This is a genomic window from Burkholderia sp. A9 (genome assembly GCF_000801975.1).
This window is the reverse complement of the sequence record NZ_JSZN01000016.1, coordinates 110,931-137,690: the sequence shown is the minus strand read 5'-3', so window position 1 is coordinate 137,690 and position 26,760 is coordinate 110,931. Positions and strand designations below refer to the sequence as shown.

General features: G+C 66.6%; 22 protein-coding genes and 1 pseudogene. 11 read left to right on the top strand and 12 right to left on the bottom strand.

Annotation, left to right across the window (positions count from 1 at the left end):
- The first annotated feature begins 245 nt into the window (after window positions 1-245).
- The 7 genes and pseudogenes from PI86_RS08600 to PI86_RS17705 all read left to right on the top strand — a co-directional run.
- Window positions 246-2,318 carry a type VI secretion system Vgr family protein gene (locus tag PI86_RS08600; RefSeq protein ID WP_039320977.1) on the top strand — a complete coding sequence of 691 codons (2,073 nt, stop codon included), beginning with the start codon at window positions 246-248 and terminating at the stop codon, window positions 2,316-2,318.
- On the top strand, window positions 2,315-3,250 hold the full coding sequence (locus PI86_RS08595; RefSeq protein WP_039320975.1) for a hypothetical protein: 936 nt from the start codon (window positions 2,315-2,317) through the stop codon (window positions 3,248-3,250). Before PI86_RS08600 ends, PI86_RS08595 begins: the two co-directional genes overlap by 4 nt.
- On the top strand, window positions 3,247-6,534 hold the full coding sequence (locus PI86_RS08590) for a T6SS effector BTH_I2691 family protein (RefSeq protein WP_039320972.1): 3,288 nt from the start codon (window positions 3,247-3,249) through the stop codon (window positions 6,532-6,534). The genes PI86_RS08595 and PI86_RS08590 overlap by 4 nt, the downstream gene beginning before the upstream one ends.
- Before the next feature lie 230 nt (window positions 6,535-6,764).
- Complete coding sequence (locus tag PI86_RS08585) at window positions 6,765-7,331, top strand: DUF6708 domain-containing protein (protein WP_326929227.1); 567 nt, start codon at window positions 6,765-6,767, stop codon at window positions 7,329-7,331.
- Window positions 7,332-7,434: 103 nt separating this feature from the next.
- Window positions 7,435-7,692, top strand: a complete 258-nt coding sequence (locus PI86_RS08580; protein ID WP_039320970.1) for a PAAR domain-containing protein — start codon at window positions 7,435-7,437, stop codon at window positions 7,690-7,692.
- A 125-nt stretch (window positions 7,693-7,817) separates the two neighbouring features.
- Window positions 7,818-8,003 carry a hypothetical protein gene (locus PI86_RS17010; protein WP_152608068.1) on the top strand — a complete coding sequence of 62 codons (186 nt, stop codon included), beginning with the start codon at window positions 7,818-7,820 and terminating at the stop codon, window positions 8,001-8,003.
- A 99-nt stretch (window positions 8,004-8,102) separates the two neighbouring features.
- Window positions 8,103-8,201 (top strand): annotated as a pseudogene (locus PI86_RS17705) (putative glycolipid-binding domain-containing protein); the annotation flags it as partial.
- Here PI86_RS17705 and PI86_RS08575 read toward each other — a convergent pair.
- From PI86_RS08575 to PI86_RS08540, 8 genes are all read right to left on the bottom strand, one after another.
- Window positions 8,162-9,085 (bottom strand): alpha/beta fold hydrolase, encoded by a 924-nt coding sequence (locus PI86_RS08575; protein ID WP_039320968.1) that lies wholly within the window; start codon window positions 9,083-9,085, stop codon window positions 8,162-8,164. The pseudogene PI86_RS17705 and the gene PI86_RS08575 sit on opposite strands and share 40 nt — an antisense overlap.
- 4 nt (window positions 9,086-9,089) lie before the next feature.
- The gene (locus tag PI86_RS08570) at window positions 9,090-9,995 is read right to left on the bottom strand and encodes a metal-dependent hydrolase (RefSeq protein WP_039320966.1); all 906 of its coding nucleotides are present in this window, start codon (window positions 9,993-9,995) and stop codon (window positions 9,090-9,092) included.
- Complete coding sequence (locus PI86_RS08565; RefSeq protein WP_039320964.1) at window positions 9,992-10,930, bottom strand: SDR family NAD(P)-dependent oxidoreductase; 939 nt, start codon at window positions 10,928-10,930, stop codon at window positions 9,992-9,994. Before PI86_RS08565 ends, PI86_RS08570 begins: the two co-directional genes overlap by 4 nt.
- Window positions 10,931-10,951: 21 nt before the next feature.
- On the bottom strand, window positions 10,952-12,523 hold the full coding sequence (locus PI86_RS08560; RefSeq protein ID WP_039320963.1) for a flavin-containing monooxygenase: 1,572 nt from the start codon (window positions 12,521-12,523) through the stop codon (window positions 10,952-10,954).
- A gap of 246 nt (window positions 12,524-12,769) precedes the next feature.
- Window positions 12,770-13,441 (bottom strand): lysoplasmalogenase, encoded by a 672-nt coding sequence (locus PI86_RS08555; RefSeq protein WP_039320962.1) that lies wholly within the window; start codon window positions 13,439-13,441, stop codon window positions 12,770-12,772.
- Between the two features lie 247 nt (window positions 13,442-13,688).
- Window positions 13,689-14,525, bottom strand: coding sequence for a MerR family transcriptional regulator (locus PI86_RS08550; RefSeq protein ID WP_039320960.1), 837 nt, complete (start codon window positions 14,523-14,525; stop codon window positions 13,689-13,691).
- 9 nt (window positions 14,526-14,534) lie between these two features.
- Entirely contained in the window at window positions 14,535-15,095 is a 561-nt protein-coding gene (locus PI86_RS08545) for a GNAT family N-acetyltransferase (protein ID WP_039320959.1), read from the bottom strand.
- A 79-nt stretch (window positions 15,096-15,174) separates the two neighbouring features.
- Window positions 15,175-16,089, bottom strand: a complete 915-nt coding sequence (locus PI86_RS08540; RefSeq protein WP_039321342.1) for a LysR family transcriptional regulator — start codon at window positions 16,087-16,089, stop codon at window positions 15,175-15,177.
- Window positions 16,090-16,214: 125 nt separating this feature from the next.
- Between PI86_RS08540 and PI86_RS08535 the strand changes: the two genes are divergently transcribed.
- Window positions 16,215-17,213: a quinone oxidoreductase family protein gene (locus tag PI86_RS08535; RefSeq protein ID WP_039321339.1), complete on the top strand. Its 999-nt coding sequence runs from the start codon at window positions 16,215-16,217 to the stop codon at window positions 17,211-17,213.
- A gap of 96 nt (window positions 17,214-17,309) precedes the next feature.
- Here PI86_RS08535 and PI86_RS08530 read toward each other — a convergent pair whose 3' ends face one another.
- On the bottom strand, window positions 17,310-18,824 hold the full coding sequence (locus PI86_RS08530; RefSeq protein WP_039320957.1) for an MDR family MFS transporter: 1,515 nt from the start codon (window positions 18,822-18,824) through the stop codon (window positions 17,310-17,312).
- 228 nt (window positions 18,825-19,052) lie between these two features.
- Here PI86_RS08530 and PI86_RS08525 point away from each other — a divergent pair, with 228 nt between their 5' ends.
- Entirely contained in the window at window positions 19,053-20,612 is a 1,560-nt protein-coding gene (locus tag PI86_RS08525; RefSeq protein WP_039320956.1) for a methyl-accepting chemotaxis protein, read from the top strand.
- A gap of 61 nt (window positions 20,613-20,673) precedes the next feature.
- Here the strand turns inward: PI86_RS08525 and PI86_RS08520 are convergent, their stop codons facing one another.
- Both PI86_RS08520 and PI86_RS08515 read right to left on the bottom strand, forming a co-directional pair.
- Window positions 20,674-22,341, bottom strand: a complete 1,668-nt coding sequence (locus PI86_RS08520) for an ATP-binding domain-containing protein (RefSeq protein WP_039320954.1) — start codon at window positions 22,339-22,341, stop codon at window positions 20,674-20,676.
- A 117-nt stretch (window positions 22,342-22,458) separates the two neighbouring features.
- A complete protein-coding gene (locus PI86_RS08515; protein ID WP_014898975.1) occupies window positions 22,459-23,313 on the bottom strand; it encodes a helix-turn-helix domain-containing protein in 855 nt (284 codons plus the stop codon).
- 582 nt (window positions 23,314-23,895) lie between these two features.
- Between PI86_RS08515 and PI86_RS08510 the strand changes: the two genes are divergently transcribed.
- On the top strand, window positions 23,896-24,171 hold the full coding sequence (locus PI86_RS08510) for a hypothetical protein (RefSeq protein ID WP_014898976.1): 276 nt from the start codon (window positions 23,896-23,898) through the stop codon (window positions 24,169-24,171).
- Window positions 24,172-24,526: 355 nt separating this feature from the next.
- On the opposite strand, the gene PI86_RS08505 is transcribed toward PI86_RS08510, so the two are convergent.
- The gene (locus PI86_RS08505; RefSeq protein WP_039320951.1) at window positions 24,527-25,174 is read right to left on the bottom strand and encodes a hypothetical protein; all 648 of its coding nucleotides are present in this window, start codon (window positions 25,172-25,174) and stop codon (window positions 24,527-24,529) included.
- A 247-nt stretch (window positions 25,175-25,421) separates the two neighbouring features.
- On the opposite strand from PI86_RS08505, the gene PI86_RS08500 reads away from it, so the two are divergent.
- The gene (locus PI86_RS08500; protein WP_039320948.1) at window positions 25,422-26,756 is read left to right on the top strand and encodes an NAD(P)/FAD-dependent oxidoreductase; all 1,335 of its coding nucleotides are present in this window, start codon (window positions 25,422-25,424) and stop codon (window positions 26,754-26,756) included.
- Window positions 26,757-26,760 lie beyond the last annotated feature (4 nt).

The window sequence follows — 26,760 nt, the reverse complement described above, 5'->3', positions numbered from 1 at the left end:
TGTGGAACAGCGTGCCGAATGACCTGCAAGACGATGAGCACAAATCGCACGGCAAAAGTAGAGTGTTCCCATATCGCTGACACGAGCAGTTGTTCCGAAGGGAAGCGTAGTAAATACATAGGTATCCAAATGAGATTGGCCGGGTTGGCGACAGTTCCGAGCTGGTTTGTGCGGTGGACTTCACTCGTGACCGCCTATCCGTCGCCGCATGACGAGATAGGCTTGTCTTGGCAGGGAGCTTAACTATGCCCACGCAATCCGACCTGCGCTTTACCTTCGCCGCCGGCGACGAGTCATTCGAAGTGGTGGAGTTCACACTGCACGAAGACTTGTCCGAGACCTTCCTGTTGCAAGTGGAGCTCGCCAGCGCGAATCCCGCCATCGACTTCGGTCAGGTGCTCGACCGCAATGGCCTGCTCACGATTTGGCAGGGCGGCTTGCCCGTGCGCTATGTCCACGGCGCGGTGTCGAGTTTCGTGCAAGGCGACACGGGCTTTCGACGCACTCGCTATTCGGCCGTGGTCGAGCCGCGCTTAGCGCGCCTGAAGCTGTCGTCGGATTGGCGCATCTTCCAGACGCTGAGCGTTCCAGAGATTGCGCAGGCCGTGCTCAAGGCGCATCACCAGACGCTGGATTACGAGCAGCGCGCGACCGCCGAGCACCTTGCGCGCGAGTACTGCGTGCAGGCGGGCGACACCGACTACGACTTCATCGAGCGCGTCTTGCGCGAAGAGGGCTTCTTCTACGCATTCCAGCACAAGGCCGACAGTCACCACCTGATCCACTGCGATCGCCTGTTTATCTTCGGCCGGCAGCAGGGCGAGCCGGTGCGGTACAACCCCATGCCCGGTGGTGACCAGCCCGAGCCGAGTCTGCGCACGTTTGCCTACACCGAGAACGTGCGCACCGCGCGCCAGGTGCAGCGCGACTACACCTTCAAGAGCCCACGCTACCCGCACGAATACCCACGCGAGGGCACCAATCTCGATCACCAAGGGCGCGGCTACGCGCGCTACGACTACCCGGGCCGCTACAAGCATGAAGCCAGCGGCAAGGCCTTTACGCAGGACCGCCTGCGCGGCCACCGCCGCGATGCGCGTATGGCCAGTGTGAGCGGCGACGATGCGCGTCTGCAACCCGGCATCGCGTTCGACCTCACCGGCCACCCGCGCGACGACATGAACCGCGGCTGGCGCCCGGTCAGCCTCGTCCATCACGGCGAGCAGACCACCAGCCAGGCGGAGGAGAGCGCCGATGCGCAGCAGGGCACGCACTACGGCTACGAAGCGGTGCTGGTGCCTGACGATGCCGAATGGCGTGCCGAGCCGCTGCCGCGCCCACGCATCGACGGCCCGCAGCCGGCGACGGTGGTCGGCCCCGAAGGCGAAGAGATCTACACCGACGAGTACGGCCGGGTGAAGGTGCAGTTCCCGTGGGATCGCGAGGGCAAGCACGACGAGCATAGCTCGTGCTGGATTCGCGTGGCGCAGAATTGGGCTGGCGCGACGTGGGGGCATATGGCCATCCCGCGCATCGGGCAGGAAGTGATCGTGAGCAACTTGGATGGCGATCCGGACCAGCCGATCATCATCGGGCGGGTCTACAACCGCCTGCAGTTGCCGCCGTACGAACTGCCGCGACACAAGACGCGGATGACGATCAAAAGCCAGACGCACAAGGGCGAGGGCTACAACGAACTGCGCTTCGAGGACGAGGCCGATCAGGAGGAAATCTACGTCCACGCGCAGCGCGATCAGAACATCCACGTCAACCACGACGAAACCACCTTCGTCGGCAACGACCGCGGCGAGCAGGTCGAGCACGACGAAACCATCGCCATCGGCAACGACCGCAAAGAAACCGTTGGCCACGACGAGCAGGTCACCATAGGTCAGGACCGTCGCCACGACATCGGGCAGGACGACTTCCTGACCATCGGCCGCAACCACACCATCCACACGGGCAAGGACCGCACCGAAGAGAATGGCAACCATCGTCGCGACAAAACGGCGGCCAACCATACCGCAGACATCGGCGGGCATCTGGAACAGCGCGTGCAGGGCCATGCCGAGCTGGAGGCCGGGCAGGCCATTCGGCATCGCACCAAGGTCTATGAAATCCATGCTGCCGAGGTCTTGGAAGTCAAAGGCCCGGGCGGTACCGTGCGCATCGACGGCGGTGGGATCACGCTGGATGTCGTGGCGATTCGTTTGAAGGGGCCGCTCACGCAGGATAGTGGAGGTGCCGGTAACGGCCTGGCTTTCGACGGCGCCCCCATCAAGGGCCTATTGGCCGATTGCGTGGAAAAACAGCGATGAATCACGATCTCCTGTATCGGTTTGCCACCGAACAGCGCCACAAGGAAGACTACCTCTGTCTCCTGCTCGATCCGCTGGCCGAGTGCGATGCAGACGACCCGCTGCATGTCGATTCGCTGCGCGAACGACTCGGCAGCGAGGCATGCATTCGCGTGCTGCGTGTCGATCTTGCACATAGCCCCGGAGCGTGCCCTGTCTTGCTCACCTTGGCGCAGCCGGGAGAAGAGGCGGAGCGTTCCCTGCTGTCCCAGATCGAAGCCGCCATGCGCCGTGATACTTATTATCGCAAGCGCTATGTCTGCGGCCTGATTGCCGCCCCGTTGACGCCCGAGGAAGTGGCCGCGCATATCCTGTCGCTATGCCGCTATGCGTCCGGTCCCGAAGGTCGGGGTTTTATTCCCCTCTTTGAACCAATTCGGATGGAATTGTGGGCCGCGTGTCGCATGGCGGGCAGCCTCTGGCCGCTGCGCCACTGGTTGATTTGTTTGAGCGGAGCCAGCATAACGTTGCTCGAAGGCAAGCCTGACCACCACTCCACCAACGACTCCGAACACACCTGGTTCGCCCAGCGCTCGGCTCCCTTGATCGCCGATATCCAGGCCGCGTGGCAACGCGTGCGCGAAGCATCGTTCGACAACGCCCATCTCCGAAACCCGGGCGCTGAGCTCACACCCCAGCAGGTTACCGCCGTGGCTTACCGTGCTGTCCGGGCGGCCCACACGCTGGGCCTGCGTGACCATCGCGACATCTTGATTCTGGGACTCCATAGCCTGCGAATCCACCCGCGGCTGCATGAGCATCCCCAAGTGCGGGCCAGCATCGAACGGGCCGCGTGCGGCAACACCCCTCTGTCGGATGACTTCGACCGCTGGACCGACGCGATGTGGCAGCACATCGCCGACGAACTTGACGCGGCATGGAGCGCAACATGAGTAGTACCAGCCAACGTTTGAGTACCGCCGTGGCGGAAACCTGTCCTGCGGCGCCGGGTGTTTGCCGCACCTGCGAGCGAACCGGCCTGCCTCTCTTGCTGCTGCGCAAGGCGGTGATTCCCACACACCAGTCCCTGACGAAAATCGATCCACCCAGCGATGCATCCATCCAATCGTCGCTGCGCACGCTCCGCGAAGGCTACGTGTACGTCTTGCTCGATAGAAAACAGTGGCAAGCCTACCAAGTCACACCCGAAGGCTTCCTGCGGCAATTCAACCCGTATGAGATGCCGCGCAGTCGACCCGCGCCGCTTTCCAAGCAGTGTCTCGACGCGGGGCACGACCTGCGCGCCTCGTTCCTGCGCCTCGACACGCGTGCGCATCGCACGGCGTGGATTGCCTTTGCGCAAGACCCATGGCCAAGCGCCGTGCTCGATGCCTACAAGACCGGCAAGCGCACCGATGGCACGGCGCTACCAGCCGACTACCGCCAGCGTTTCGTCGAGATCGAGCTGGCCGCGGTCAAGGCCGACCCTACCGCCAAGGGGCACGCGCTCGCACTCGAGCACGCCCATGCCCTGGCGGCGCACGTGGCCGAGTACGCCAGTGGCACGGACGATTTCGGCAGCGTGCACGGCTGGTATCCGCGGCAAGACCGTTTGCAGGCAATGCGCGACTATCTGCGCATCCTCGAGAAGCAGGAAGGGGTGGCGCAAGGCGTCGCCGGCGTGATCCTGTCCGATCCCGTTGGCATGGCCCACGAACTCGACAATCTGCGTTTGTCCGTACGCACGGCTATGCAACGCTGGGCCGAGCTACCCAGCCGGCGATACAAGTTCCTGACCTCACAGGCTCTGCTGGGCATCAAAGCGCTGATCGCGCAGCGCGTGGATGCGGAGACGGCGGACAATACAGAGTTCTGGTGTCACAGCGAAATGGGGGCGCCGCCCGTCTTCCGCGATCCGGCCGAAGAGCGTGCGGATATCGTCAAGGGCAAGACCCGCAGCAGGGTCAAGCGCCTGGAAGAGCGCTACCGGGAGGGAGGCGCGGACGGACGGGCCGCGTTCCAGCGGCTGTACGACGATGCCCAGGCCCAGTTCCAGCAACGCATCGATGCGTACGCGACAGACTGGGCGACGCAGATCGACAGTGCCGCCTGGAAGCGGATCGTCGCGCTGGACTACACGGATGTCGTAGCGCGCTCGGTCGGCTGTCGCTTGAGGACCGTGGCGGACTGCCTGGCCGGCGGCGTGACCGACGCCATGCCAGCTCCGCCGCCGCCAGCAACGCCGGGCCAAGCGCACGCGGCCGAAGTGCTCGGGCCGAGCGGCAAAGTGTGGCAGCAGTTGCTGACCGATCCGCTCAGCCCCGCCTATATCGCGCTGCAAGGCCAGCAGACCAGCCTGTATCGGGCGTTTGCGCCATTGCTGGGCGCAGGCGCCATGCCGAACGACGCGGGCAAAAAGTACTTCGATACCCTCAAGGGCCTTGTCGGCAGCGACGAGGTGGCGCGCTGGCGCGAGCGCGCCACGGTGGACGCCGCCGATCATCTGCTGGTCGCCATGCACAGCGCAGCCGGTCGGCTGGACAAGCAGCTAGGACAAGGCGTCAAGGCTGCCCTCGATTATCTCTATGTCGGTGCGGGCTGGCTGTACAGCAACGCACGGCTCACTCAGGTCAAGGTGCAACTCACGGTGGGCGAGTGCTTCAACCTGATTGCCAAAGAGTTGCGCAGCATCACCGAGGCGGCCGAGGGCACCGCCGCCCGGCGCGTGCGCGCGATGGTCTTCAGCGGCCTGATCGCCATCCCCGACAGCGCGCTGCGCAACGTACTGATCGATGTCACGGTGTGGACGCATGGCACGGCCGAGGAGGTCAAGCAGCGCCTCACCTGTATGCAGCGTGACATTGGCGCAGCGGGCCGCGACGTCAAGCGGGCAGCTGGCGTCCTGGGCCGCGATGCCCAGCACGAGGCCAAGGCCGCCCTGCGTCAGATCAAGGCGGGCCTCAAGAACCTGGAGCCTGCGGCCCAAAACGTGCTGAAGGGCCTTCAGGTCACCGGCGCCAGCGCGCGTCGCTTCGCCGGCAGCAGCCTGGCCGGCCTCAAGCGCCTGTCGGTCACGGGCGTCGACGGTGGCCTGTCCCTCATCAGCCTGTACTTCCTGCACGACAGCCTGAAAAGCTCGCTCGCCGACCTGGACGCCAAGATCGGCGACCGTCATTCGGAGGTGGTTGCCGCCTTCTACGGCGCCGCGGTCGGGCTGATGGGGGCGGGCGTGGAAGGGGCTGGCATGGCCATCAAGGTGCCGGCTGACGCGGCGCAAGACTTCGCTCGGCGCTGGGGGGCCGTGGATACGCCGCGGCTGGCCAAGGTGGTGGGGATGGGCGAGAAGATGATGAGGGCGAGGGGCGTGATTGCGGCGTTGGGGGGGATTGCGGATGGGGCTGCGAATATGGCGGCGGCAGCACGAGTCGAAAAAGTTGGTGATAGCAACGCAGAAACTAGCTACCAATTTGCCGCCGGTCTTTCAATTGCCGGTGGTATTGCAAGTTTCTACGGGGCAATTGGAGCAGGAGTCCTCATGGGAGCACTAGGTGTTGGGGTCGTCTTGGGCCTCGCTGCCTTTGTCGTGGTGCAAATCGCCAAAAGCCAGGAATCCACTTCGCTTGAACTTTGGGCCAGGTACAGCCATTTCGGCAGTGGTGACAAACACCGACGTTGGGACGTCAAGCCTACTGATGGACCTGTCGAAATCGCGAGGACCATGAACAGCGCCATTGCCGCACTCAACGCGGCGGTGCTGGGCATGGAGGTCGCCATTGGATTCGAACGTGCCCCGCGCTTGATGGATAACAGCGCCATGCTTACGGCCGACATTGAAGTGTTGAAGAATACGGGGGGCGTGGGGGCGGGTACCGACCTCGTCTATCGCATAGTGGTGCCTGGCTACGACCCCGCCTACTCGCGCTACCGTTTTACCCTGGAGGTGCAACGCTTTGGCTTGGGTCGGGACGGCCGACGTGCACCGACAATTAGCACGCAAGTTATAGCTTCGATCCATGTGAACGACGACGGCAATCCGGTCAAGCCAACGGCCATCGCCCGGCCGGATTACGCCCTAGTGAAGGAAAGCCAACCTACCAAGAGTAGTCCGGTACTCAGCGGCCGCTACGAACTGGAACCCATTCACGGCATTCAGTCAGCCACACTAAAGATCACTTACTGGCCAGATAAGAGCGACGAAATCGGTTTCGCCGAAGTCACCCTGACGGAGGTGGCGTAATGGGTAATCCGAAGCTCGCCCCACCATGTACTGGTTGGCAGCGCGACCTGCCTGCACCTAACGATCCGATCGAAGAAGCACCGGCCTTGCGTTGGTTCGCGCCCACATCTCTCAACTCCATATGCTTGGAATTGCCACGCAATACGTTAGGCATGCGAGGGATTATGTTGTGTCTTTCAGTATTTCCTGCAATTTGGCTAGTCCTAAGCTTAAAGAATATGGCTCGTGCGATTTCTGCCCCACTATTTCATGCTGATGGGCAAGCTATATTTGGTTCGCTCTTCGCGATAATTACCACTTCTTTATGTATATGGGCAATGCTATTTGCCATTCGTGCTGATGTTGCTCCTCCTCGCGATCTACCCATACGCTTCAACCGTGCCCGCCGCAAGGTCTACGTCTACGGCTTTCACTACGTATGGTGGAATCCCTTCACCCGCTGGTACGTCACCACGGCGAGCTACGATTGGGACGACCTGCGCGCGGAGCAATGGAAGGTGCGCGGGGCGACCGCCAACGGCGCCCTGATCATCAAGGAGGGCGTCTCCATCGCCGTGGTCAAGCCCGGGACCCATGACGTTATCGACCGCTTCGAGCTGAGTTCGCGTGCCGGCAACACCAGCAACGTATGGGCCTATGTGTGCGCCTATATGCAGCACGGATGCTGCGGACTGAATCCCAGCGAAGTCGATTCGCGCGACGTCAACGACGTGCCGCCCTACAACCTGGCACTGCGGCTGGCGCCCAAGGTGGAATGGCCGCCCGCCATGGACCGCGAGTCGCGCACCGCGCCATGACGCCCATGGATATCCACCGATCCTCAACGAACTGGGTTTGGCTTACTTCCGACGCATAGTCACATCGTGATGAACCAGTAGTCCTAACCATAAAGAGATTGATATGCGACCTGTCGTACTCGTCGGTCACCGACATAGCTGTCCTATCCATGGCGACGGCACCGTCGTCAGCGGCGCCAAGTCGGCCGCCATCAACGGCCGAGCTGTGGCACGTGTGGGCGACCTCATCAGTTGCGGCGCGGTGATTCAAACCGGCTCGAGCGGCACGGAGATCGAAGGCCAGCCGGTGGCGCGCCAGGGCGATACCACCAGCCATGGCGGTACCCTGGTCGAAGGCGAGGCCGGATGGCTGGTGGAGTGACACGAGGCCAGACAGCCCTCACGGCGAGCCGCATTTCAAGAACGGGGGCGGGCTAACTTCCGACCCGGCGGCCGAGCAGGACGTAAACCTGACCCCGCTCTTCACCACAGATCGGTGCCTATCAGGTGACCCGGAAGGTGGTCTTTGGTCTGATGACCGAGAGCGCTTTCGACGATCCCGAGAAAATCGCGATCAAGGTTGGCAACGGCTACCTCCGCCTGGAAGCCCGTAACCGGCTTGGCAATACCGTGGTGCGCTATTGGCCCAACGCCTTTACCCAGCCAGACCTCATGCTGGAGATGACGAACTGATGTCCGACCTGAAACCCACGCTCACCTTTGAGGAAATGCTGGCCAAGCTGAAGCTCCTACCGAAATGGCAGCAGCTTCCCGATATTCGGGTTGCCATGTGGCCGGATCAAGTATTTCACGGCGGAGATGGACATCGACACCGACGGGCTCGTGATCGACTACGTAACGCTGTTCAGACGCCTGCCGACGTTGCGCTGAACCGCGGCTCGCGCTGCCGCTGGCGCTGCCGCAACCGCCGGCCTTTCATGCGCCGCCGCAAACCGGTCGATCCGCGCCGCGATCAACTCCGGATTGCGCACCACGACCCAGTGCGCGCCGTCGATTTCCTCGCGCACGTGCTCGCCGAGCCAGCGGTCGAGATCGACCGACATCTCGGGCGTCACGTAGCGGTCGCGCACCGGCACGAGGATTTGCACCGGCGCCTGCGCATACCGCTCGCGCGGCTTTCTCGCCCGCGCCAGGAAATTCGCGCGGTAGAGCTGCAACCCGTTCAGCGCGTTCTTCAACTGCGCGGGATCGCGCTCCGGCCGCACGCGCTCGGTCAACTGCAGCCAGCGCGGCCACAGCGCAGCGCCGCCGAGCCGCCAGACCAGCGACGGCACGACCGGCAGGTGGAAGAACGCGATATACCACGACTTCAGGCTTTGCTTGAGCCGCATCTTCGCGCGGAACACGTGGTCGAGGCACGGGCCGGAGATCGACGTATACGACGCGATCCGGCCGCGGAACGCAGGATCGGTCACGGCCTCCCAGCACTGGATCGACCCCCAGTCGTGGCCGACGAGATGGAACGGCCGGTTGCCGCAGGTCGCGTCGGCGACGGCCTTCAGGTCGTCGGCGAGCCGCGCGAGCGCGTAGTCCGCGCGGCGGCGCGGCGCATCGGACGCGCCGGCGCCGCGCACGTCGTAGGCGATCACGCGGTAGCGCTTCGCGAGCCGCGCGCGGATCGGCGCCCACACGGCCGCCGAATCGGGATAGCCGTGCACGAGGATCAGCGGCGGCGCGCGACGCGGGCCGCTGACATAGACGGCGAGTTTCACGTCGCCGGAATGGACGGTCAGCATCTCGTGGGCGCGCGCCATGACGTCATGCCTGCGCAACCGGATGCAGCGGCACGCGGCGCGGGGCGGCCTGCGCCGCATGGCGCGCGTTGGTCGCGTCGATGTTCGCGAGCAACGTGTCGAGCCCCTGCAGGTACTGGTGGTTGTCGTGGTCCCACGGGTGGAAGCCCGGGCGGAAGTAGTCGAGCCATTCGCGCGCGATGCTCGGGAACACGCCGGTTCTCGGGCTGTACAGATACTTCACGAGACGCCACATGCCACCGAACCCGCCGTGCTTGCGGCGGTGCGACAGCATCAGCCGCACGTGGAAGTCGAACACGATCGTCCAGAACAGCGCGGTCGTCAGCAGCATCGTGCTGGTGCGCAGCAGGTAGCTGCCGAGGCCCGGCTTCATCACGGCGTTCCATACGTCGTACGACACCGCCTTGTGTTCGGTTTCCTCCATCGCGTGCCACATCCACATCTGCTGGTAGCCTTCGACCGAGCCGTCGATCCGGTGCTCGTGGCCAGACAGCAGCTGGTTCGCGAGGATCGCCGTGTAGTGCTCGAGCGCGATCGTGATCGCGAGCTGCATCGAATGCGGCAGCGTCTTCTTGAAGAAGCCGAGGATCGTCCACAGCCGCTTGTCGAGCTTGTGCGCGGGCAGCCCGGACGATTGCAGCAGGTCGTTGTATTCGATGTGCTCGCGCGTGTGCATCGCTTCCTGGCCGATGAAGCCGAGCACCTGTTTCTTCAGCTCGGGATCCTCGATCCGGTCGCGGTAGTTACGCACCGAATCCATGAAGAAGCGCTCGCCCGCCGGGAACAGCAACGACAGCGCGTTCATGAAGTGCGTGACCGGCACGCCCTGCACGTGCCAGTCCTTCGCGTGTTCGGGCGGTAGCGCGAAACGGATGTCGCGCCGCACCGGCATCATGTTCGGGGTCGTCATGATTGTTCTCCTCCCTGATTGCCTGCGTTGTTGTAGGTGGCATGCAGCGGTGCGGCCGTCGGTGCGCCGTGCCGGGCGGCTGCGCGGCGGGCCTTCGCGGCCTCGCGGCGCGTCGCGAGCACGACGAGCGCCTGGTAAGCGGCCGGCAGGATGCGCGCCATCCAGTCCGCCCCCTTCGCGTCGCGGCCGATCAGCACGCGGCGCTTGTTCTTGCGCACACCGGCGAGGATCGTGCGCGCAGCGTCGTCGGCGGTCGTGATGAAGAACTTCTCGAAGCTGTCCTTGCCTTGCTGCTCGCTCTCGACGATGAAGCCGACCATGTTCTTCGCGACGCGGCTCGACTGCGCGATGTTGGTGCGGATGCCGCCCGGGTGCACGCACGTGGCCGACACGCCGCACTTCATCATGTCGAGTTCCTGGCGCAGCGATTCGGTGAAGCCGCGCACCGCGAACTTGGTCGCGTTGTAGCCGCTCATGCCCGGTTGCGCGAAGATCCCGAAGATGCTCGACGTGTTGATCACGTGGCCGTCGCCCGATGCCTTCAGGTGCGGCAGGAACGCCTTCGTGCCATGCACGACGCCCCAGAAGTTGATGTTCACGATCCACTCGAGATCGCTGTATTCCATCCCTTCGATCGTGCTCGACAGCGCGACGCCCGCGTTGTTGAAGATCAGGTTGACCTTGCCGTGTTCCTGCGCGGTGTCGTCGGCCCACGCGAACATCGCGTCGCGGTCGCCGACGTCGAGCACGCGCGTCGATACGCGCACCTTCGGTGCGATCGCGCGGACGATCCGCTCGGTTTCGGCGAGGCCGACGCCGTTCTTGTCGGCTAGCGACACGTGGCAGCCGGCCTGCGCGAGCTGCACCGCGAGCGAGCGGCCCATGCCCGAGCCTGCGCCCGTGATCGCGGCGACCTTGTTGGCGAAATCTCTCATGTCGTTGGCTCCTTGTCTGACTCAGGCCGCTTCGGCGGAAGCGGCGGGCGCGGCGACGGGCCGCGCGCCGGTGTCGTAGTGCGGCGCGCGATATGCGTGGTAATCGGCGATCGAGAAGCGGGCGGTAGCCTGGCGGAAGCGCCAGGTGAAGCCCGGCCACAGCGTCGTGTTCTTGCCGGTGCGCGGATCGAGGTACCAGCTCTTGCAGCCGCCAGTCGACCAGATCGCCTTCTTGAGCTTGCCCTGCAGGTCGCTGTTGAACTGCGCCTCGACGAGCGGGCGTACCTCGATCGCGTCCGCGCGCTCGCGGTGCATCGCCTGCAGCGCGCCGAGGATGTATTCGATCTGCGACTCGATCATGAACACCATCGAGTTGTGGCCGAGGCCGGTGTTCGGGCCGACGATCATGAAGAAGTTCGGGTAGCCCGGCAGCGTCGTGCCGAGATATGCGTGCGCGCCGTCGCGCCAGGCGTCGACGATGTCGAGCCCGCCGCGGCCGATGATCGCGCCGCGCGGATACGGGTCGGCGACCTGGAATCCCGTGCCGTAGATCAGGCAGTCGACTTCATGACGCTTGCCATCGGTCGTCACGACCGCGTCGGCTTCGATGTGGTCGATGCCGGTCGTGATCACGTCGACGTTCTTGCGCGACAGCGCCGGGTAGTAGTCGTTCGAGATCAGCACGCGCTTGCAGCCGAGCGTGTAGTTCGGCGTGACCGCACGGCGCAGCTCCGGATCGGGAATCTGCTTGCGGATATGGCGCAGCGCGAGCTTCTGCACGTTCTTCATCAGCGACGGATGGATCGCGAAGCCGAGCACGCGCGATTCGAGCATCCAGTAGATGCTGCTGCGCACGGCCTTCTGCGTGAACGGCAGCGCGCGGAACAACCATTTCTCGAGCCCGGTCAGGTTGCGGTCGGGCTTCGGCATGATCCACGGCGGCGTGCGCTGGAACAGCGCGAGTTCCTTTACGCGCGGTGCGATCTGCGGCACGAACTGGATCGCGCTCGCGCCGGTGCCGATCACCGCGACGCGCTTGCCGTCGAGCGCGTAGTCGTGATCCCACTGCTGCGAATGGAACGCGCGGCCCTGGAAATTCTCGACGCCGGGAATCGCCGGCAGCGCGGCGCGCGACAGGCCGCCCATCCCCGACACCAGCACACGCGCCGACAGCCGCTTGCCGTTCGCGAACGTGAGGCGCCAGCGCTGCGCGGCTTCGTCGTATTCGGCGCGCTGCAGCTCGTGGTTCAGGCGCAGGTGCGGGCCGACGCCGAAGCGCTGCACGCAGTCTTCCAGGTACGCGCGGATCTCCGGCTGCGGCGCGAACATGCGCGTCCAGCGCGGGTTCGGCGCGAACGAGAACGAATAGACGTGCGATTGCACGTCGCATGCACACCCGGGGTAATGATTGTCGCGCCACGTGCCGCCGACCGACGCAGCCTTCTCGAGGACGACGAAGTCGGTCACGCCTGTCTGCCGCAGGCGGATGGCCATCCCGAGACCGGCGAAGCCGGTGCCGATGATGGCGATGTCGGTGGTTTCGTCCGGGCCGTCATGGCCGGGCGGGCCGAAAGGCAACGTGCGAGCATTCATCCGGGTGTCTCCGATTTGGCTCATTTTGGAATGTTACATTGTTTGATGTAACGATAGTGGGTGAACCCGGAAACCGCAAGAGGCTAGAAGCGGCGCTCTAAGGGCCGGAAGCCGTGCGGGAAAAGGCTGAGCGGGGTTTGGAACGGTGCGGTTTCCGCATCGCGGAAGGGGCGGAAACGGCCGTCGGCAGGGCGTAAGAGGAAGGCGATCAGGCCGCCGACGCGCGGCGACCTGTTTGAAACACAATCAGGGACGCATCGGACGGGTGGCCGTCTCATGGAAAACCCCGGCCACGATCGTGACCTGCGCGAGCGCGTAGAGGCCCCAGATCAAGTAGTCGATGCCGGGAAAGCCGCCGAGGAAGCGCCCGACACCGATCAGCGTGTCGGAGCCGACGAAGATCAGGCTGCCCACGGCGACCAGCGGGCCGTGCGTGCGGGCCGCGAGCGCGAAGCTCGCCATCGCGCACAGCACGAGCATGTAGACGGCGACCGGCGCGAGCAGCTCGCCGAGGTGCGGGAGGAACGCCGCGTAGAACGCCGGCGCGGCGATCCACAGTCCGATCCGCGCGGCGATGCGCCAGCCGTGCGGCCGCGCGCGCCAGCGGAAGAAGATCGCGCAGTAGCACAGGTGCGTGAGCAGGAATGCGCCGAGACCGAGGACGAACGACAGCGGCCAGTCGGGCAGCGCGAGCAGCACGTCGCCTAGCACGGCCGTGGCAAGCGCTGCGCACAGCCACGCGCGTTCGCGCGGCGCGGCGCAGGTGCTGCCGGCCGCGAGCAGCAGGATGCCCATCGCGGCTTTCGCGACGGCCTGGCCGGGATAGGGCGCGGCGGCGAGCGAAAGCCCGTACAGCAGCGCGGCGGCGACGGCGAGCGGCCAGAGCCGGCGATAGGTGGCGGGAAGCGTGGCGAGCAAGGCGGGTGTCTCCGGATTGTTGTTGTCTGCGGTGGACGGCGCGCCGTTGGGGGCGCGGCTGCAGGCCATTATCCGGAAGAACGGGGGCAGGAAAACCGGCGAATCCTTCTAGGGCGCGCGGGGCGGTGGGATAAAAAACAGCCGGCAGGCATCGCGTGCCGCCGGCTGTTTCGTGATCGCAGAGGGTGCGTGCGTCGCTTCGCTTCGCTTGGCGCAGGGGCCGCCGCGAACCCGCCGCCGCGTTGGCTTATTTGCCTTCGCCGTCTTTCGGCTCCGTAGCGCCCGCCTGTCGCGCCGCTTCGTCGCTGAGTTTCTTGTCGAGGATCGTCGCGACGCGGCCGCCGAGATATGCACTCGCCGCGTTCTCGAGCGCGCGGTTCGTCTCGCCTTCGACGAATGCGGCCGCGAGCGGGCGCAGGCGCCAGATTGCATCGACGAGCGCGGGCACGTCGTTGGCAGGCGGCAGCGTGCCTTCGTCGTAGCGGTCGAGCCGTTTCACGACGAGATCGACGAGCAGTCGCGCGATCGCGTCGAAGTGCGGCCGCGCGAGGCTGATCACGTCGAGCAGCTCGCGCGGCGGGATGCCTTCCTTCGTCATCGCGGCGGCCGCTTCGAGCAGCGCGGGGCTTTTCGCGACGAACGACAGGCCGCGCCGTTCGAGCAGACCGAGTTCGGTCACGCGCGACAACTGCGACGCCGTCTGCGGGCCGAACATCTGTGCGAGCGCGGCCAGCGAGTAGGTTTTCGGCAGTTCGTGCGACCAGCGGCCGCCGATTGCGTTTTCCAGGCCGAGGATCGAGCGCAGGTCGTGGCCTTCGTCGATCGCCTTGATCAGATCCTGGATGTTCGACAGCGTGTAGCCGCGCGCGAGCAGGTGGTTGATCAGCTTCAGGCGTGCGACGTGCGTGTCGTCGTAGATCCCGACGCGCCCGCGCTTCTCGGGCGGCGCGAGCAACCCGCGATCCTGATATGCACGAACGTTGCGCACGGTCGTGTCGGACACGCGCGCGAGTTCGTCGACCGTGTATTCGTTGCGGGAATCCGCGGTGGCCTCGTCAGGCGTGGTTGGAGTCTGTTTTGACATGCGGCCATTCTAGCGCGACGCGACAGGCTCGGGCGAGGCGGGGAGCGTGCGTGCGCCGGTGCCGAGCGCGCGCTGCAGCAGCGCGGTATCGATCCAGCGGCCGTGCTTGAAACCGACCGCCTTCAGCACGCCGGCCGGCTCGAAACCGAACGCGCGGTGCAGCGACGTCGAGCCGCCGGTGCCGCCGTCGGCGATCACCGCGATCATCTGCCGCCACGGGCCGGCCTCGCACCGCGCGATCAGTGCCGCGAGCAGCGCGCGGCCGATGCCGCGGCCGCGCTGCGTGTCGTCGATGTAGATCGAATCCTCGATCGTGTGGCGGTACGCGCTGCGCGTGCGGTACGGCGTCGCATACGCGTAGCCGGCGATGCGGCCGTCGCATTCGGCGACGAGATACGGCAGCCCGTCGCGCAGCACCGCGTCGCGACGCGCGCGCAACGCGTCGACGTCGGGCGGCGTCTCCTCGAACGACGCGACGCTGTGGCGCACGTGGTGCGCGTAGATCGCGTGAATGGCGTCGAGATCGGCATCGGTCGCGTCGCGGACGACGCAGGCGGGAGCGGCAGGCATGGTGGCGGAGCGGGCGGACGAAATCGCTACTATGCCGGCCGTCGGGCAGCGCGGTAAAGGCGTCGGCCGCGTGGCATGCCTACAGGTGGCCGTCTGCGTCGCGAACCGCGTCGGCGATTGCGTCGGCGACGCGCTGCACGCGCGGCGACCGGCGCACGTCCGGGTGGACGACGAGCCAGATCTCGCGCTCGACATCGCAGCGGGGCAAGGACGCCAGTTCGACGAGCGGCGCGGCGGCCGACCACGACGCATCGGCCGCGGCCGGTGCCCCCGTGCCCGCGCCGGTGGCCGTCGTATCGACGAGAAAGCGCGGCAGCAACGCGATGCCCGCGCCCGCCACGCACGCGTGATGCAGCGCGGCGAGATCGTTGGCGACGAACGCGAAGCGGCGCCCGGCCGCGAACCGTTCGAGCCACTGCTGTTGCGGCATTTGCGCGAGCGCGTCGTCGTAGCCGAGAAACGTCCACGTGTCGGGCGGCGCGGCAGCCCATTCCGGCGCCGCGCACAGCGCGAAGCGCATCGTGCCGAGCCGGCGAGCGGCGAGCCCCGGCTCGCTCGGCCGCGACAGGCGCACTGCAAGGTCAGCTTCGCGCGCGTACAGGTTGGCCGCGTGCATCTCGCCCATCAGGTCGATCCGCAGCGCCGGCCACGCGCGCTGCGCGCGGGCGAGCCGCGGCGCGAGGAAGTGGCTCGCAAACACCGGCGACGCCGATACGCGCACGACGCCGTCGAGTGTCGCCGCCCCCTGCGCGGCGCGCGCGAACGCGTGCACGTCAGCTTCGACGCGGGCTGCGTGCTCGGCGAGCTGCAGCCCTTCGTCGGTCGGCGGCCAGCCGCGCGGCAGCCGGTCGAACAGCCGGATGCCGAGCGCGGACTCCAGCGCGTCGATGCGCCGCGCGACCGTCGAATGCTGGACCTGCAGCGCCCGCGCGGCGGCCGACAGGCTGCCGCCGCGCATCACCGCGAGGAAATGGCGAAGGTCGTCCCAGTTCATCGGCAGCGCGGACGCCGGCGTTGGATCGGTCGAATTTTGCACAGTAGGTGGGCGGGTAACGGGGGTTCCGATCGATTATGCACGATGGGATGATCGTGTCACTTCATTCGATTGCGAGGAACGTCATGACCCAAGCTGCCACCGCCATCCGGATCGGGATCGACCGCTATGGCGACGCCGGCGTGCTGCGGCGCGTCGATGCGCCGGTGGTGCCGCCCGGCGCCGGCGAGGTGCGGATTCGCCAGACCGCCGTCGGCGTGAACTTCGTCGACATCTATTTCAGGACGGGCGCGCATCCGCTGCCGGCGCTGCCGGACGCGCTCGGCGTCGAGGCGGCCGGCGTGGTCGACGCGGTCGGGCCCGGCGTGACGGCACTCGTCGCGGGCCAGCGCGTGGCGTACGCGGGATTGCCGACCGGCAGCTACGCGAGCATGCGCACGCTGCCTGCCGAGCGGGTGGTGCCCGTGCCGGACGGCGTGAGCGATGACGCGGCCGCAGCCGGGCTGCTGAAAGGGATCACCGTCTACATGCTGCTGCGCCGCGTGCGGCAGGTCGCCGCCGGCGACACCGTGCTCGTGCATGCGGCGGCCGGCGGCGTCGGGCTGCTGGCGACGCAGTGGGCGCGCGCACTCGGCGCGAGGGTGATCGGTACGGTCGGGTCGGCTGCGAAGGCGGCACTGGTGCGCGCGTACGGCGCGGAGGCGGTGGTCGACTATCGCGAGGAGGACTTTGTCGCGGCGGCGCGCGCGTTCGGCGGCGGCGCGGGCGTTGACTACGCGATCGACGGGATCGGCGGCGACGTGCTGACGCGTACGCTCGGCGCGGTCCGGCCATTCGGGACGGTCGCGAGCATCGGGCAGGTTGCCGCGATCGGTGCGCGACAGACGATCGATCTCGACGAACTGGGGCCGGCCCGCTCGATCGCGCTGGCGCGGCCGAGCGTGCTCGGTTTCATTGCGCGTGACGTCGCGGGGTATCAGGAGGCGGCGCGCGCGACGCTCGAACGGCTCGCGGGCGGGATGCATGTGGAGATCGGCGCGCGGCTGCCGCTCGAACAGGCGGCCGACGCGCACCGGCTGCTGGAGTCGCGGCAGACGACGGGCGGGGTGGTGCTGGTGCCGTGACGGCGGGTGGCGGGGTAACCGCGAGGCGACAGGACGGCCGCGCCTCGCGGCTTCGACGCCGGCTGCGCTGGCGCCGCGCCGCCGCCCGCCTGCCGGTCAGTGATGCTTGCGCAGTGGCGTGCTCTCGACGAACCACGCGAGCACGAACGCGATCGCGATCACGGCCGCCGCGGCGAGATACACGACATGCAACGACCCGGCGAACGCATGCAGGTATGCAGCGCGCACCGCCTCCGGCAACTGGTGCACGGCGGCCGGGCCCAGCGCGGGCGGCAGCTCGGTGCCGGCCGGCAGCGCCTGCTTCATCCGCGACTGCAGCCCGTGCGAGAACAACGCACCGAACGCGGCGACGCCGAGCGAGCCGCCGATCGAGCGGAACAGCGTCGCACCCGACGTCGCGACACCCATGTGACGGAATTCGACCGTGTTCTGCACGGCGAGCGTCAGCACCGGCATCACCATGCCGAGCCCGATCCCGAGCAGCGCCATGTAGGCGTACATGGCGGGCAGCGGCGTGTCGAGCGACAGCGTCGACAGCAGCGCCATCGCGACGCCGCCGATCAGCGTCCCCGCAATCGGAAACGGCCGATAGGTGCCGAGCCGCGAGATCAGCCGGCCGCTCGCTACCGACATCGCGAGCATCCCGCCCATCATCGGCAGCAGCTGCATCCCGGCTTGCGACGGCGTCGAGCCCTTCACGACCTGCAGGTACAGCGGAATGAACGTGACCGAGCCGAACAGCGCGATGCCGACGACGAAACCGATCAGGCTCATCAGCACGAAGGTGCGCTGGCGGAACAGTTCGAGCGGCATGATCGGCTCGGCCGCGAGACGCTCCTCGTAGATGAAGCCGCCGATCGCGACCACCCCGAGCACGAGCGTCATCCACAGCTGCGGGGACGACCACGGCAGCAGCGAACCGCCTTCGCTCGTGAACAGGATCACGCAGGTGAGGGCCGTCGCGAGGAACGCCGCGCCCATGTAGTCGATCCGGTGCTTCACGTGCGCGGTGTGCGGCCGGAACGCGATGCCAATCACCGCGAGCGCGAGCAAGCCGAGCGGCAGGTTGATCGTGAAGATCCAGCGCCATGACAGGTGTTCGACCAGGAAGCCGCCGAGCAGCGGCCCGACGATCGTCGCGAGGCCGTACACGCCGCCGAACATCCCCTGATAGCGTGCTCGGCGGTCGGGCGGCACCAGGTCGCCGATCGCGGCCATCGTCACGACCATCAGCCCGCCGCCGCCGAGCCCTTGCAGCGCACGCAGCACGATCAGCTGCGTCATGTCCTGCGCGACGCCGCACAGCGCGGAGCCGGCGAGAAACAGCACGATCGCGGCCTGCAGCACGATCTTGCGGCCGTACAGGTCGCCGAGCTTGCCGTACAGCGGCAGCACGACCGTCGAGGAAAGCAGGTACGCGGTCACGACCCACGACAGCTGGTCGAGGCCGCCGAGCTCGCCGACGATGGTCGGCAGCGCGGTCGAAACGATCGTCTGGTCGAGCGCGGACAGCAGCATGACGAGCAGCAGCGCGGCGACGATCAGCCCGGTCGGCGCGTCGCGGCGGGCCGCGTCGGCGGCCGGCGGAGCAAGGAGGGTATCGGTTCTCATTGAGATATCTGCCATGGCAGGGAATTGACCGAAATATAAAGGTAATTAGTTGCCTGGTCAATTTCTGCCCGGCCTCTATTTGTTGCATCGGTAACAGGAGATTGCCGGCCGGGAAATTGATCACGATCAGTCCGAAGGCGGGGCGGACTCAAGTTTTTTGCAGGCAAACCGTAATCCAGAGTGCCGCGGACCGGTTACCGCGGCACTTTTCATCGCTCACGTCCCGTCATGAACCTGAACGCCCTGTTTTCCCGTTTCTCGATCCGCACGCGGATTTTCTCCACACTCGGTCTCGTCGCCGTGCTGCTCGTCACGTCGGGCCTGATCGGTCTCGCCGGCATGCAAAGCTCGAACCGTGCACTCGACGAGGCCTACACGCGGCAGATGGCCGCGAAGACGACGCTGTCCGCCGCGAGCCTGAACCTGACGATCGTGCGCACCACGCTCGATCGCGCGCTGCTGCATCCGGAGGCGCCGGACGTGCCCGATCTCGTCAAGAAGGCCGAGAGTTATCTTGCCAAGGCCGACGCCGCGTGGCGCGCCTACGCGGCGATGCCGCACGACGGCGATGAAGGCCCGCTCGCGACGCGACTCGATGCCGCCCGCCAGGCGCTGGTCGAGCAGGCGCTGAAGCCGCTGGTCGACGCGATCCGCGCAGGACGTCGCGACGACGCCGACCGGTTGCTGATGACGGTCGCGCCGCCGCTGTCGGTCGCGCTCACGCAGGCGAGCGATGCGCTCGACGCGTACCAGGCCGCGCGCGGCAAGGATGTCTACGACACCGCGCAGACGTATTACGGCTGGATGCGCGCGGGCGCGATCGCCGGCATTGCGTTCGGTCTCGCCGCGTGTCTCGGCTGCGCGGTCGGCCTGCATTTCGCGATCACGCAACCGGTGAACCGGCTGCTGTCGCATTTCCGCCGCCTGTCGGACGGCGACCTGACGTCGGAAGTGCGCTGGTCGTCGCACGACGAGATGGCCGAACTGGTCAAGGGCGTGACCGGCATGCAGCGCAGCCTCGCCGATACGGTGCGCCAGGTCAGCCAGGGCTCGGAAGCCATCTCGACCGCGACGCACCAGATTGCGGCTGGCAATACCGACCTGTCGCAGCGCACCGAGGAGCAGGCGTCCGCCCTGCAGGAGACGGCCGCGAGCATGGAGCAGCTGACGGCGACCGTGAAGCAGAACGCCGATCATGCGGTCGAGGCACAGGCCTGCGCGGACGACGCGAGCGAGATCGCGACGCGCGGTGCGGTGGTGGTCGGCGAAGTGATCGGCACGATGAACGAGATCGACCAGAGTTCGCAGAAGGTCGCCGACATCATCGGCACGATCGAGGGCATTGCATTCCAGACCAACATCCTCGCGCTGAACGCGGCGGTCGAAGCCGCGCGCGCGGGCGAGCAGGGCCGCGGCTTCGCGGTGGTCGCGGGCGAAGTCCGCACGCTCGCGCAGCGTTCGGCGTCCGCCGCGAAGGAAATCCGCACGCTGATCGGCGAGTCGGTCGAACGTGTCGCGAACGGCTCGCGGCTCGTCGGCGTGGCCGGCACGACGATGCAGGACATCCAGCAGGCGATCGGCCGCGTGACGGGCATCATGACCGAGATCGCGGCCGCATCGAACGAGCAGCGCGACGGGATCGAGCAGGTGAACCGCGCGGTGTCGCAGATGGACCAGGTGTCGCAGCAGAATGCCGCGCTGGTCGAGCAGGCGGCCGCTGCCGCGGCGTCGCTCGAGGAGCAGGCCGACGGGTTGCGGCGGGCGGTGGGGGCGTTTCGGGTGGCGTGATCCGTGGCGGGATGCCGCTGGCGGGGCCATCAGCCTGAGGCCCCGCCCGCCACCCGCCGCATCAATCGGCCGTGAGCTGCGCAGCCGCCCGCGACGACGCGACGAGCAGCAGCTTCATCGTCGCGCGCGTCGCGCCGACGAACAGCTTGCGTGCCGCACGCGCATCGAGCGTGTCGAAGTCGATCTCGGTCAGGATCACGCACGGTGCCGATTGGCCCTTGAAGCGGTAGATCGAATCGAGCAGCACGTCGCCTTCGCGATATTCAGGGTTGCCGAACAGATCGTACTTGCCCGTGAAGCGCTTGACCCGGTGCGGGCCAAGCTGGTCGAGCCTGGCGAGCACCGAGCTTTCGCGGCCGCGATACGACAGCACCGCGATGTCCTGCTTGCGGAACCCGAGCGACAGCGCATGCGTGATCGCGCGCTTGGTCGCGTCGATGCAGGCTTCGGCGAGCGCGTCGCCCGATGCGCCGCCTTCCCCGTATGACGACACCGACGGATCGGAACCGTCGAACGGGCTGCCCGAGCGCAGCTCGGCTGCGAGCGGTTCGACGCGGCCGACGACGTCGCGCACGAATTCGAGCAGGTCGCGCGGGCTGCGGTAGTTCGTCAGCGCCTTCAGCGTGACCCAGCCGGGCAGCGCGACGGGTTCGCGCAGGTAGAGGTTCTGCAGCGGATCTTCCAGCCACCACCATGCGCCGTCCGGTGCCAGCAGGCGCTCCAGTGCGGCTGCCCACGGCGCGTGGAAATCCTGCCCTTCGTCGACGATCAGGACGTCAAAGCGCCAGCGTTCCGGAATCGGCGTTTCCGCGAAGCGCGCCTCGAGCCGCTCGAACGCGCCGGGCGTGTCGAAGTCGGGCGTGTAGCCGCCATCGCGGGCCACCCAGTCGCACAGCTGATGGTAGTTCGCGATTTTCGCGCCGGGCGGCGCGATGCGCGCGATGTAGTCGGCGAGCGGGCGGTTGAAGCACACGTAGAGCACGCGCTGGCCGGCCGCGACCGCATCGCGCATCGCCTGCACCGCAAGCTGCGTCTTGCCCGAACCCGCGGTGCCCGTCACGCGCAAGCGGAACGGCGTGAACTCGAGCTGGCGTGCCCATGCGGCGAGGCCGCCCGACAGCCGCGTGACGAGCGTGCCGGCCTGGCCGACCAGCGCGCTCGTGTCGGGCGTGAGCGCCAGCTCGTCGGCGAGGAAGTGATGCAGCTTCGACGCGTTCGGCAACGGTTCGTCGTGCTCGGGCAGGATCTGCAGGATCACCTGCGCAAGCTGCGCCTTGCGCGACGCGTCGACGATGCGGTCGGCCGCGACGCCGGCGATCGCCGTCTCGCGGATCGAGTAGTCGGGGCAGTACAGCAGCGCCTCGACACCGTAGACGCCCGCGCCGAGCGCGGCGGTCAGGCGCCGGTGCAGCGTTTCCTGCGTGCGCGCGAGCTGGATCGGGACATTGCGCTCCTTCTGCAGGTAGACCTTCACGAGCCCCTTCGGCGTTTCGCGCAGGAAGCCGGCCTTCTGCTCGATCAGCAGCACGCGGCCGGCCGGGCTCACGACAACGAACGCCGCTTCGCCGAACACCGAGAAGCCCTGGTCGGCGCGCGTCCAGTGCACGCCGTGATAGACGGTGTAGCTGTCCGGCAGCGCGTGTTCGAGGGCGGCGAGCGTCTCGCGCTCGCGTTCGGCCGCGCCGGTGGCGGCGAGGCTTTTCCAGTCGTCGGGAATGAGGCGGGCCATGAAGTCGGGCGGCGGATGCCGGTCGTGAACAGGGTCCGGCTATTGTACTGAGGAACCTGTTCACGACCGCCGCGTCGCGCGGGCGCCGGCCATGCGAAAGAACAGGGCGGGCGGGAATTACCCGCGTGCCAGCCGTTTCGCGAGATCGGCGCTGAGGATCGCCATGCGCGCGGGTTTTTCGTAGCAGACGACGTCGAACGCGCGGATCACTTCGCTGATGTCGGCTTCGCTCGCGCGGCCGGTGAGCAGGTCGCCCGTCAGCACGAAGATCGGCGCGCCCGGATTGTCGGACGTGCGCACGGCCTTGATCGCCGTGGCGGCCGAGCTGTCGTCGAACAGCCATTCGGTGACGACCGCGTCGAACGCCTGGCCCTGCAGTGCATCGACGAACGGCGCGAGGCCGTCGAACGCGGCCGTCGCGAAACCCTGCCCTTCGAGATAGCGGCACAGCTCGGTCGCACTGACGCGATCGGGATCGATCACCGCGACGACGAGCTTGTCGCTCTCCGCGCGGCGCGGATAGATCTCGATCTTGTGCACGTCGTACGCGTTTTGATACAGCACGCCCGTGTGGCGCAGTACGCGCCAGCGGCCGTTCTGTTCATACGCGACGAACTCGGGACGCGCGCCGGCTTCGAGCGGCGCACCGATCCATGCGGTGCACGGAATTTCGGCGACGCCGGCATACAGGACGGCCTCCTGGGAATAGGCGCCGACCATGCCGGGGTCGAGCGTCTGCGCGCCGAACAGTTGAGCGGCGGGCTCGCCGTACGCTTCGGCGACCTTCTTGATCTGCGCGAGCGTCCAGGGGCTGCTGCCACGCAGTTTGCGGTGACCTTGCGAAAAGCTCAGGTCGAGGATGCGGCACAGCTCGGTGGTCTGCTGGCGCTTGCCGATGCCGTTGCGAGTCATTAGCTCGCGCACGCGCTCGGCAACCGCGAGGGAATCCGTGGTGATTGCTTCAGTGGTCATGCTACGGGAACGGATCGTGACGTTCAGAACGACGCCTTGCGGCAGTCTCGGCGGACAGTCTTGACGACGTCCAGTGGCGAGCCGACCGGCCACGCGCGGAAAAGATAACTTTACCGCAAAACGGCGGTCATTCCATGATGCGCAAGGTGCGATTGTGTGAAAAGGTGTGTCACGACGTAACGCTCGCCCGTGCGGTAGCCCGGCGCGAAAACGGGCGTTGAAAACCTTCAGGCGCGGATTCCGATGACAGGGAGGCGATTCCGTTCCGAGCGGCATGTAATCGCGCTGCGCGGCCGACGCGATGCACCAGACAAGGGCGCATCGTCGTTCCACGACGGCGGCATCGTGCCACCGCGCCAGTGACAAATATTCACAGGAACATCGAGCAACGACCGGACGAAGGTCTCGATCTTGTACACGGAGGATTCGACGTTTTCTTCTAGCGTAACTAACGCAGGTACATTTATTGACGGATAGCCGCCAATTCGCACCTGTGAGTTGCGAATGTTGGCGGAAGTTTGTAGATTGATGCGTCACGTTGTGCGGTATCGATCGTTCAGGCAACGCAACCGGAGACCGCGAATGTCCACCTTGTTCATGCAGACCGTCGTTCACGGCAAGACTGTTCAGGTCATGTTGTCGCCCGAGAGTCGTACAGCCAGGATTGACATCGTCGACGACGAATCGGGCGGCTATCCGCCCCGCACGATGCGCATCGATCAGTACGTCAACGCCGGCATGGCGGACGACGAAATCGTCCGGCATGTTCTCGAGGTCGCCGCGATGTCGGTCGAACAGCTCGCGAGGCTCCGGTCATTCGAGCGTTCGACACGCGCTCAAACGCGCTATTCGTACTGATCGTACTGCTTCCGGGTGTGCTTGGATCGCCCCGTCGTCGACCACGAATTCCGGCTATCCGGATCGGACTGCGATTCAGTAGTCCGAAGTTCATTCGCCCGCGCCGGGACACCGGCGCCATTTCCTGTCCTTCGATCAGGTATCAATGGGTGGAGCAACGTAACGTCGTCGAATACATCGCGAGCAGCATGTTTTTATGCGTTGGCACGTAGAAATGCTAACAATACCCGACGAACTCCACCGTGAATGTCGCGATGATCGAGAAGACGTGCGGCGCGGAAGTGCGCGATGTTGCTGCCGACGGACCACGGCCTTTGTCGCGATCGACAAGCGTCGCGGCCGGCGCGCAATCGCCTTAAGCCGGCATGTACGTGAACGGCTCGCCGTCCTCGCGCTCGACCGACAGGAGCCGCTTGAGCTGATCGAGCGCGAACAGCTGCTTCCCATCTGCCGCCGCTTCCGCGATCGCTGCATCGACCAGTTTCCTCGCGCGCGCGAGGATCACGGACCGCTGGCGCGCAATCTCGAGCACCATCCGTTGCTCGACATTCTGCCGAATCGATGGCTTGTCGCTCAGGTGGCGCCAGCGATCGCGAAGCTCGGCCCACGTGACGCGCTGAAATTCCGGGATCGTGCGCGGGAGCGTTCCCGCTTCGGCCGGCTCGGGCTGCGCGCGCAGTGCACGGCGCAGTGCCTCGCGGGCGCGCCACTCGTCTGAAAACGGCGCATAGACGTCACGCGAGCGCCCGATCGGATTCGCGCGTTCGATTTCCTTGTCGAGCAGGTAGGCGAGCCGCCGAAGCGCGGAGCCATGCGCGAGCATGTCCGGATCGAGCATGCGGATCCGGCGCGACGCATCCGCGACGTGGGACTTCAGCTCCCACAGCGTTAACCGGAGGTGCTGCACTTCGAGGATCAGGCGCTGCACGTCCGCATAGGTGCACTTCGTCCACCATTCGGTGAGGTCGTTCAGCTTCGGAGGATCGAATGGGGGGAGGATCATTTTGCCGCAGCAACACTGTATGGATATACAGTTTATCGCGCGGTAACATAGCGCCGTCAAGGCGAAAAAATGGGGCCGGCCGGTGGGCAAGAATGACCGGCGGCGGGGCCCGCGGGCAGCGGACCGGATCGTGCATCGATTCTCCCGCGCGTTCGCCATCGAGCGCCCGAACCTGACAGCATGATCCGGTGCCCGCCATCGCGAACGTCGATGGATGTGCCGGATGTATCGACGCCAACATAGAACAATGACGACAACCTATCCGCTTCACGACACATTGACGCGCGCCGGCACGGCGTTGCCTGACGAAGCCGACGTCGTGATCGCCGGCGCCGGCATCATGGGCTGCGCGGCCGCGTATTACCTCGGCCTGCGCGGGCTGAAAGCCGTCGTGCTCGACAAGTCGCGCATCGCCGGCCAGCAATCGACCCGCGCCTGGGGCTTCGTGCGGCAGCAGGGCCGCGAATCCGCCGAGGTGCCGCTGATGATGGCCGGCATGCGGATCTGGGAAGGGCTCGAGCAGGCGCTCGGCTTCGATCTCGAATGGCGGCAGGGCGGCTGCCTCTACATGGCGGACAACGAAGACGACTGGGCCTCGTTCCAGGCGTGGCTCGCCGTCGCGCGCGAACACGGGCTTGACACCCGTACGCTGACGCGCGCGCAGATCGACGAGCGCGTGAGCGGCCTGTCGACGCAGGCGCGCACGCTCGGCGGGCTGTATACCGCGACCGACGGGCAGGCCGAGCCGCGTCGTGTGGCGGCCGCGTTCGCGGCGCGCGCGACCGAAGCCGGCGCGCGTTTCTTCGAAGGCTGCGGCGTGAGCGCGATCGAGACGGCCGGCGGCGCGGTCGTCGGCGTCGCGACCGAGCGCGGCACGATCCGCACGCGGCGCGTGATCTGCGCGGCCGGCGCGACCAGTTTCAGGCTGCTCGACGGGGTTGGCATCCGGCTGCCGCAGCAGGCCGTGCGCGGCACCTGCATGCGCACCAACGTGCTGCCCGACGTGTCCGCGTCGACGATCTGGGGGCATGGCCTCGGCATTCGGCAACGCAAGAACGGTGCGATCAATCTTGCTGACGACATGCAGGTCGACGTCGACCTGACGCTCGGCCACTTGCGCGGGTTGAGCGTGTTCTGGCCGGCGTTCTGGTCGCAGCGCGAGAAATTCCGGCTGCATTTGAATGCGGCGGCGTGGCGCGACGCATGGGCTCGCATCGGTGGCGGAAGCGGGCCGATCGAGCCGCGCGATCCGCAGCCGCAGCCGAATCGCGCGCATGCGCCGCGTGCGCTCGCGAAGCTCAAGGCGATCTTCCCCGTGCTGAAGGACGCGCAGATCGTCGAGGCGTGGGCCGGCCTGATCGACGTGCTGCCCGACGGGATCCCGGTGATCGATGCGCCCGGCACGCCGTCCGGGCTCGCGATCGCGACCGGGTTCTGCGGACATGGCTTCGCGATGGGGCCGATCGTCGGCCGGCTGCTGGCCGAGTGGGTCGACACGGGCGAGCCGTCGCTCGACCTGTCGGCGTTTCGTGCGCAGCGTTTCGTCGACGGGACGATGGTGCGGCCGCGCAGCATGCTGTGACGGA

What these genes read in the sequence shown, in the direction of transcription:
- PI86_RS08600 (WP_039320977.1), top strand. Translation starts at nt 246, where the DNA reads ATGCCCACGCAATCCGACCTGCGCTTTACCTTCGCCGCCGGCGACGAG.
- PI86_RS08595 (WP_039320975.1), top strand. Translation starts at nt 2,315, where the DNA reads ATGAATCACGATCTCCTGTATCGGTTTGCCACCGAACAGCGCCACAAG.
- PI86_RS08590 (WP_039320972.1), top strand. Translation starts at nt 3,247, where the DNA reads ATGAGTAGTACCAGCCAACGTTTGAGTACCGCCGTGGCGGAAACCTGT.
- PI86_RS08580 (WP_039320970.1), top strand. Translation starts at nt 7,435, where the DNA reads ATGCGACCTGTCGTACTCGTCGGTCACCGACATAGCTGTCCTATCCAT.
- PI86_RS08575 (WP_039320968.1), bottom strand. Translation starts at nt 9,085, where the DNA reads ATGGCGCGCGCCCACGAGATGCTGACCGTCCATTCCGGCGACGTGAAA.
- PI86_RS08570 (WP_039320966.1), bottom strand. Translation starts at nt 9,995, where the DNA reads ATGACGACCCCGAACATGATGCCGGTGCGGCGCGACATCCGTTTCGCG.
- PI86_RS08565 (WP_039320964.1), bottom strand. Translation starts at nt 10,930, where the DNA reads ATGAGAGATTTCGCCAACAAGGTCGCCGCGATCACGGGCGCAGGCTCG.
- PI86_RS08560 (WP_039320963.1), bottom strand. Translation starts at nt 12,523, where the DNA reads ATGAATGCTCGCACGTTGCCTTTCGGCCCGCCCGGCCATGACGGCCCG.
- PI86_RS08550 (WP_039320960.1), bottom strand. Translation starts at nt 14,525, where the DNA reads ATGTCAAAACAGACTCCAACCACGCCTGACGAGGCCACCGCGGATTCC.
- PI86_RS08545 (WP_039320959.1), bottom strand. Translation starts at nt 15,095, where the DNA reads ATGCCTGCCGCTCCCGCCTGCGTCGTCCGCGACGCGACCGATGCCGAT.
- PI86_RS08540 (WP_039321342.1), bottom strand. Translation starts at nt 16,089, where the DNA reads ATGAACTGGGACGACCTTCGCCATTTCCTCGCGGTGATGCGCGGCGGC.
- PI86_RS08535 (WP_039321339.1), top strand. Translation starts at nt 16,215, where the DNA reads ATGACCCAAGCTGCCACCGCCATCCGGATCGGGATCGACCGCTATGGC.
- PI86_RS08530 (WP_039320957.1), bottom strand. Translation starts at nt 18,824, where the DNA reads ATGAGAACCGATACCCTCCTTGCTCCGCCGGCCGCCGACGCGGCCCGC.
- PI86_RS08525 (WP_039320956.1), top strand. Translation starts at nt 19,053, where the DNA reads ATGAACCTGAACGCCCTGTTTTCCCGTTTCTCGATCCGCACGCGGATT.
- PI86_RS08520 (WP_039320954.1), bottom strand. Translation starts at nt 22,341, where the DNA reads ATGGCCCGCCTCATTCCCGACGACTGGAAAAGCCTCGCCGCCACCGGC.
- PI86_RS08515 (WP_014898975.1), bottom strand. Translation starts at nt 23,313, where the DNA reads ATGACCACTGAAGCAATCACCACGGATTCCCTCGCGGTTGCCGAGCGC.
- PI86_RS08510 (WP_014898976.1), top strand. Translation starts at nt 23,896, where the DNA reads ATGTCCACCTTGTTCATGCAGACCGTCGTTCACGGCAAGACTGTTCAG.
- PI86_RS08505 (WP_039320951.1), bottom strand. Translation starts at nt 25,174, where the DNA reads ATGATCCTCCCCCCATTCGATCCTCCGAAGCTGAACGACCTCACCGAA.
- PI86_RS08500 (WP_039320948.1), top strand. Translation starts at nt 25,422, where the DNA reads ATGACGACAACCTATCCGCTTCACGACACATTGACGCGCGCCGGCACG.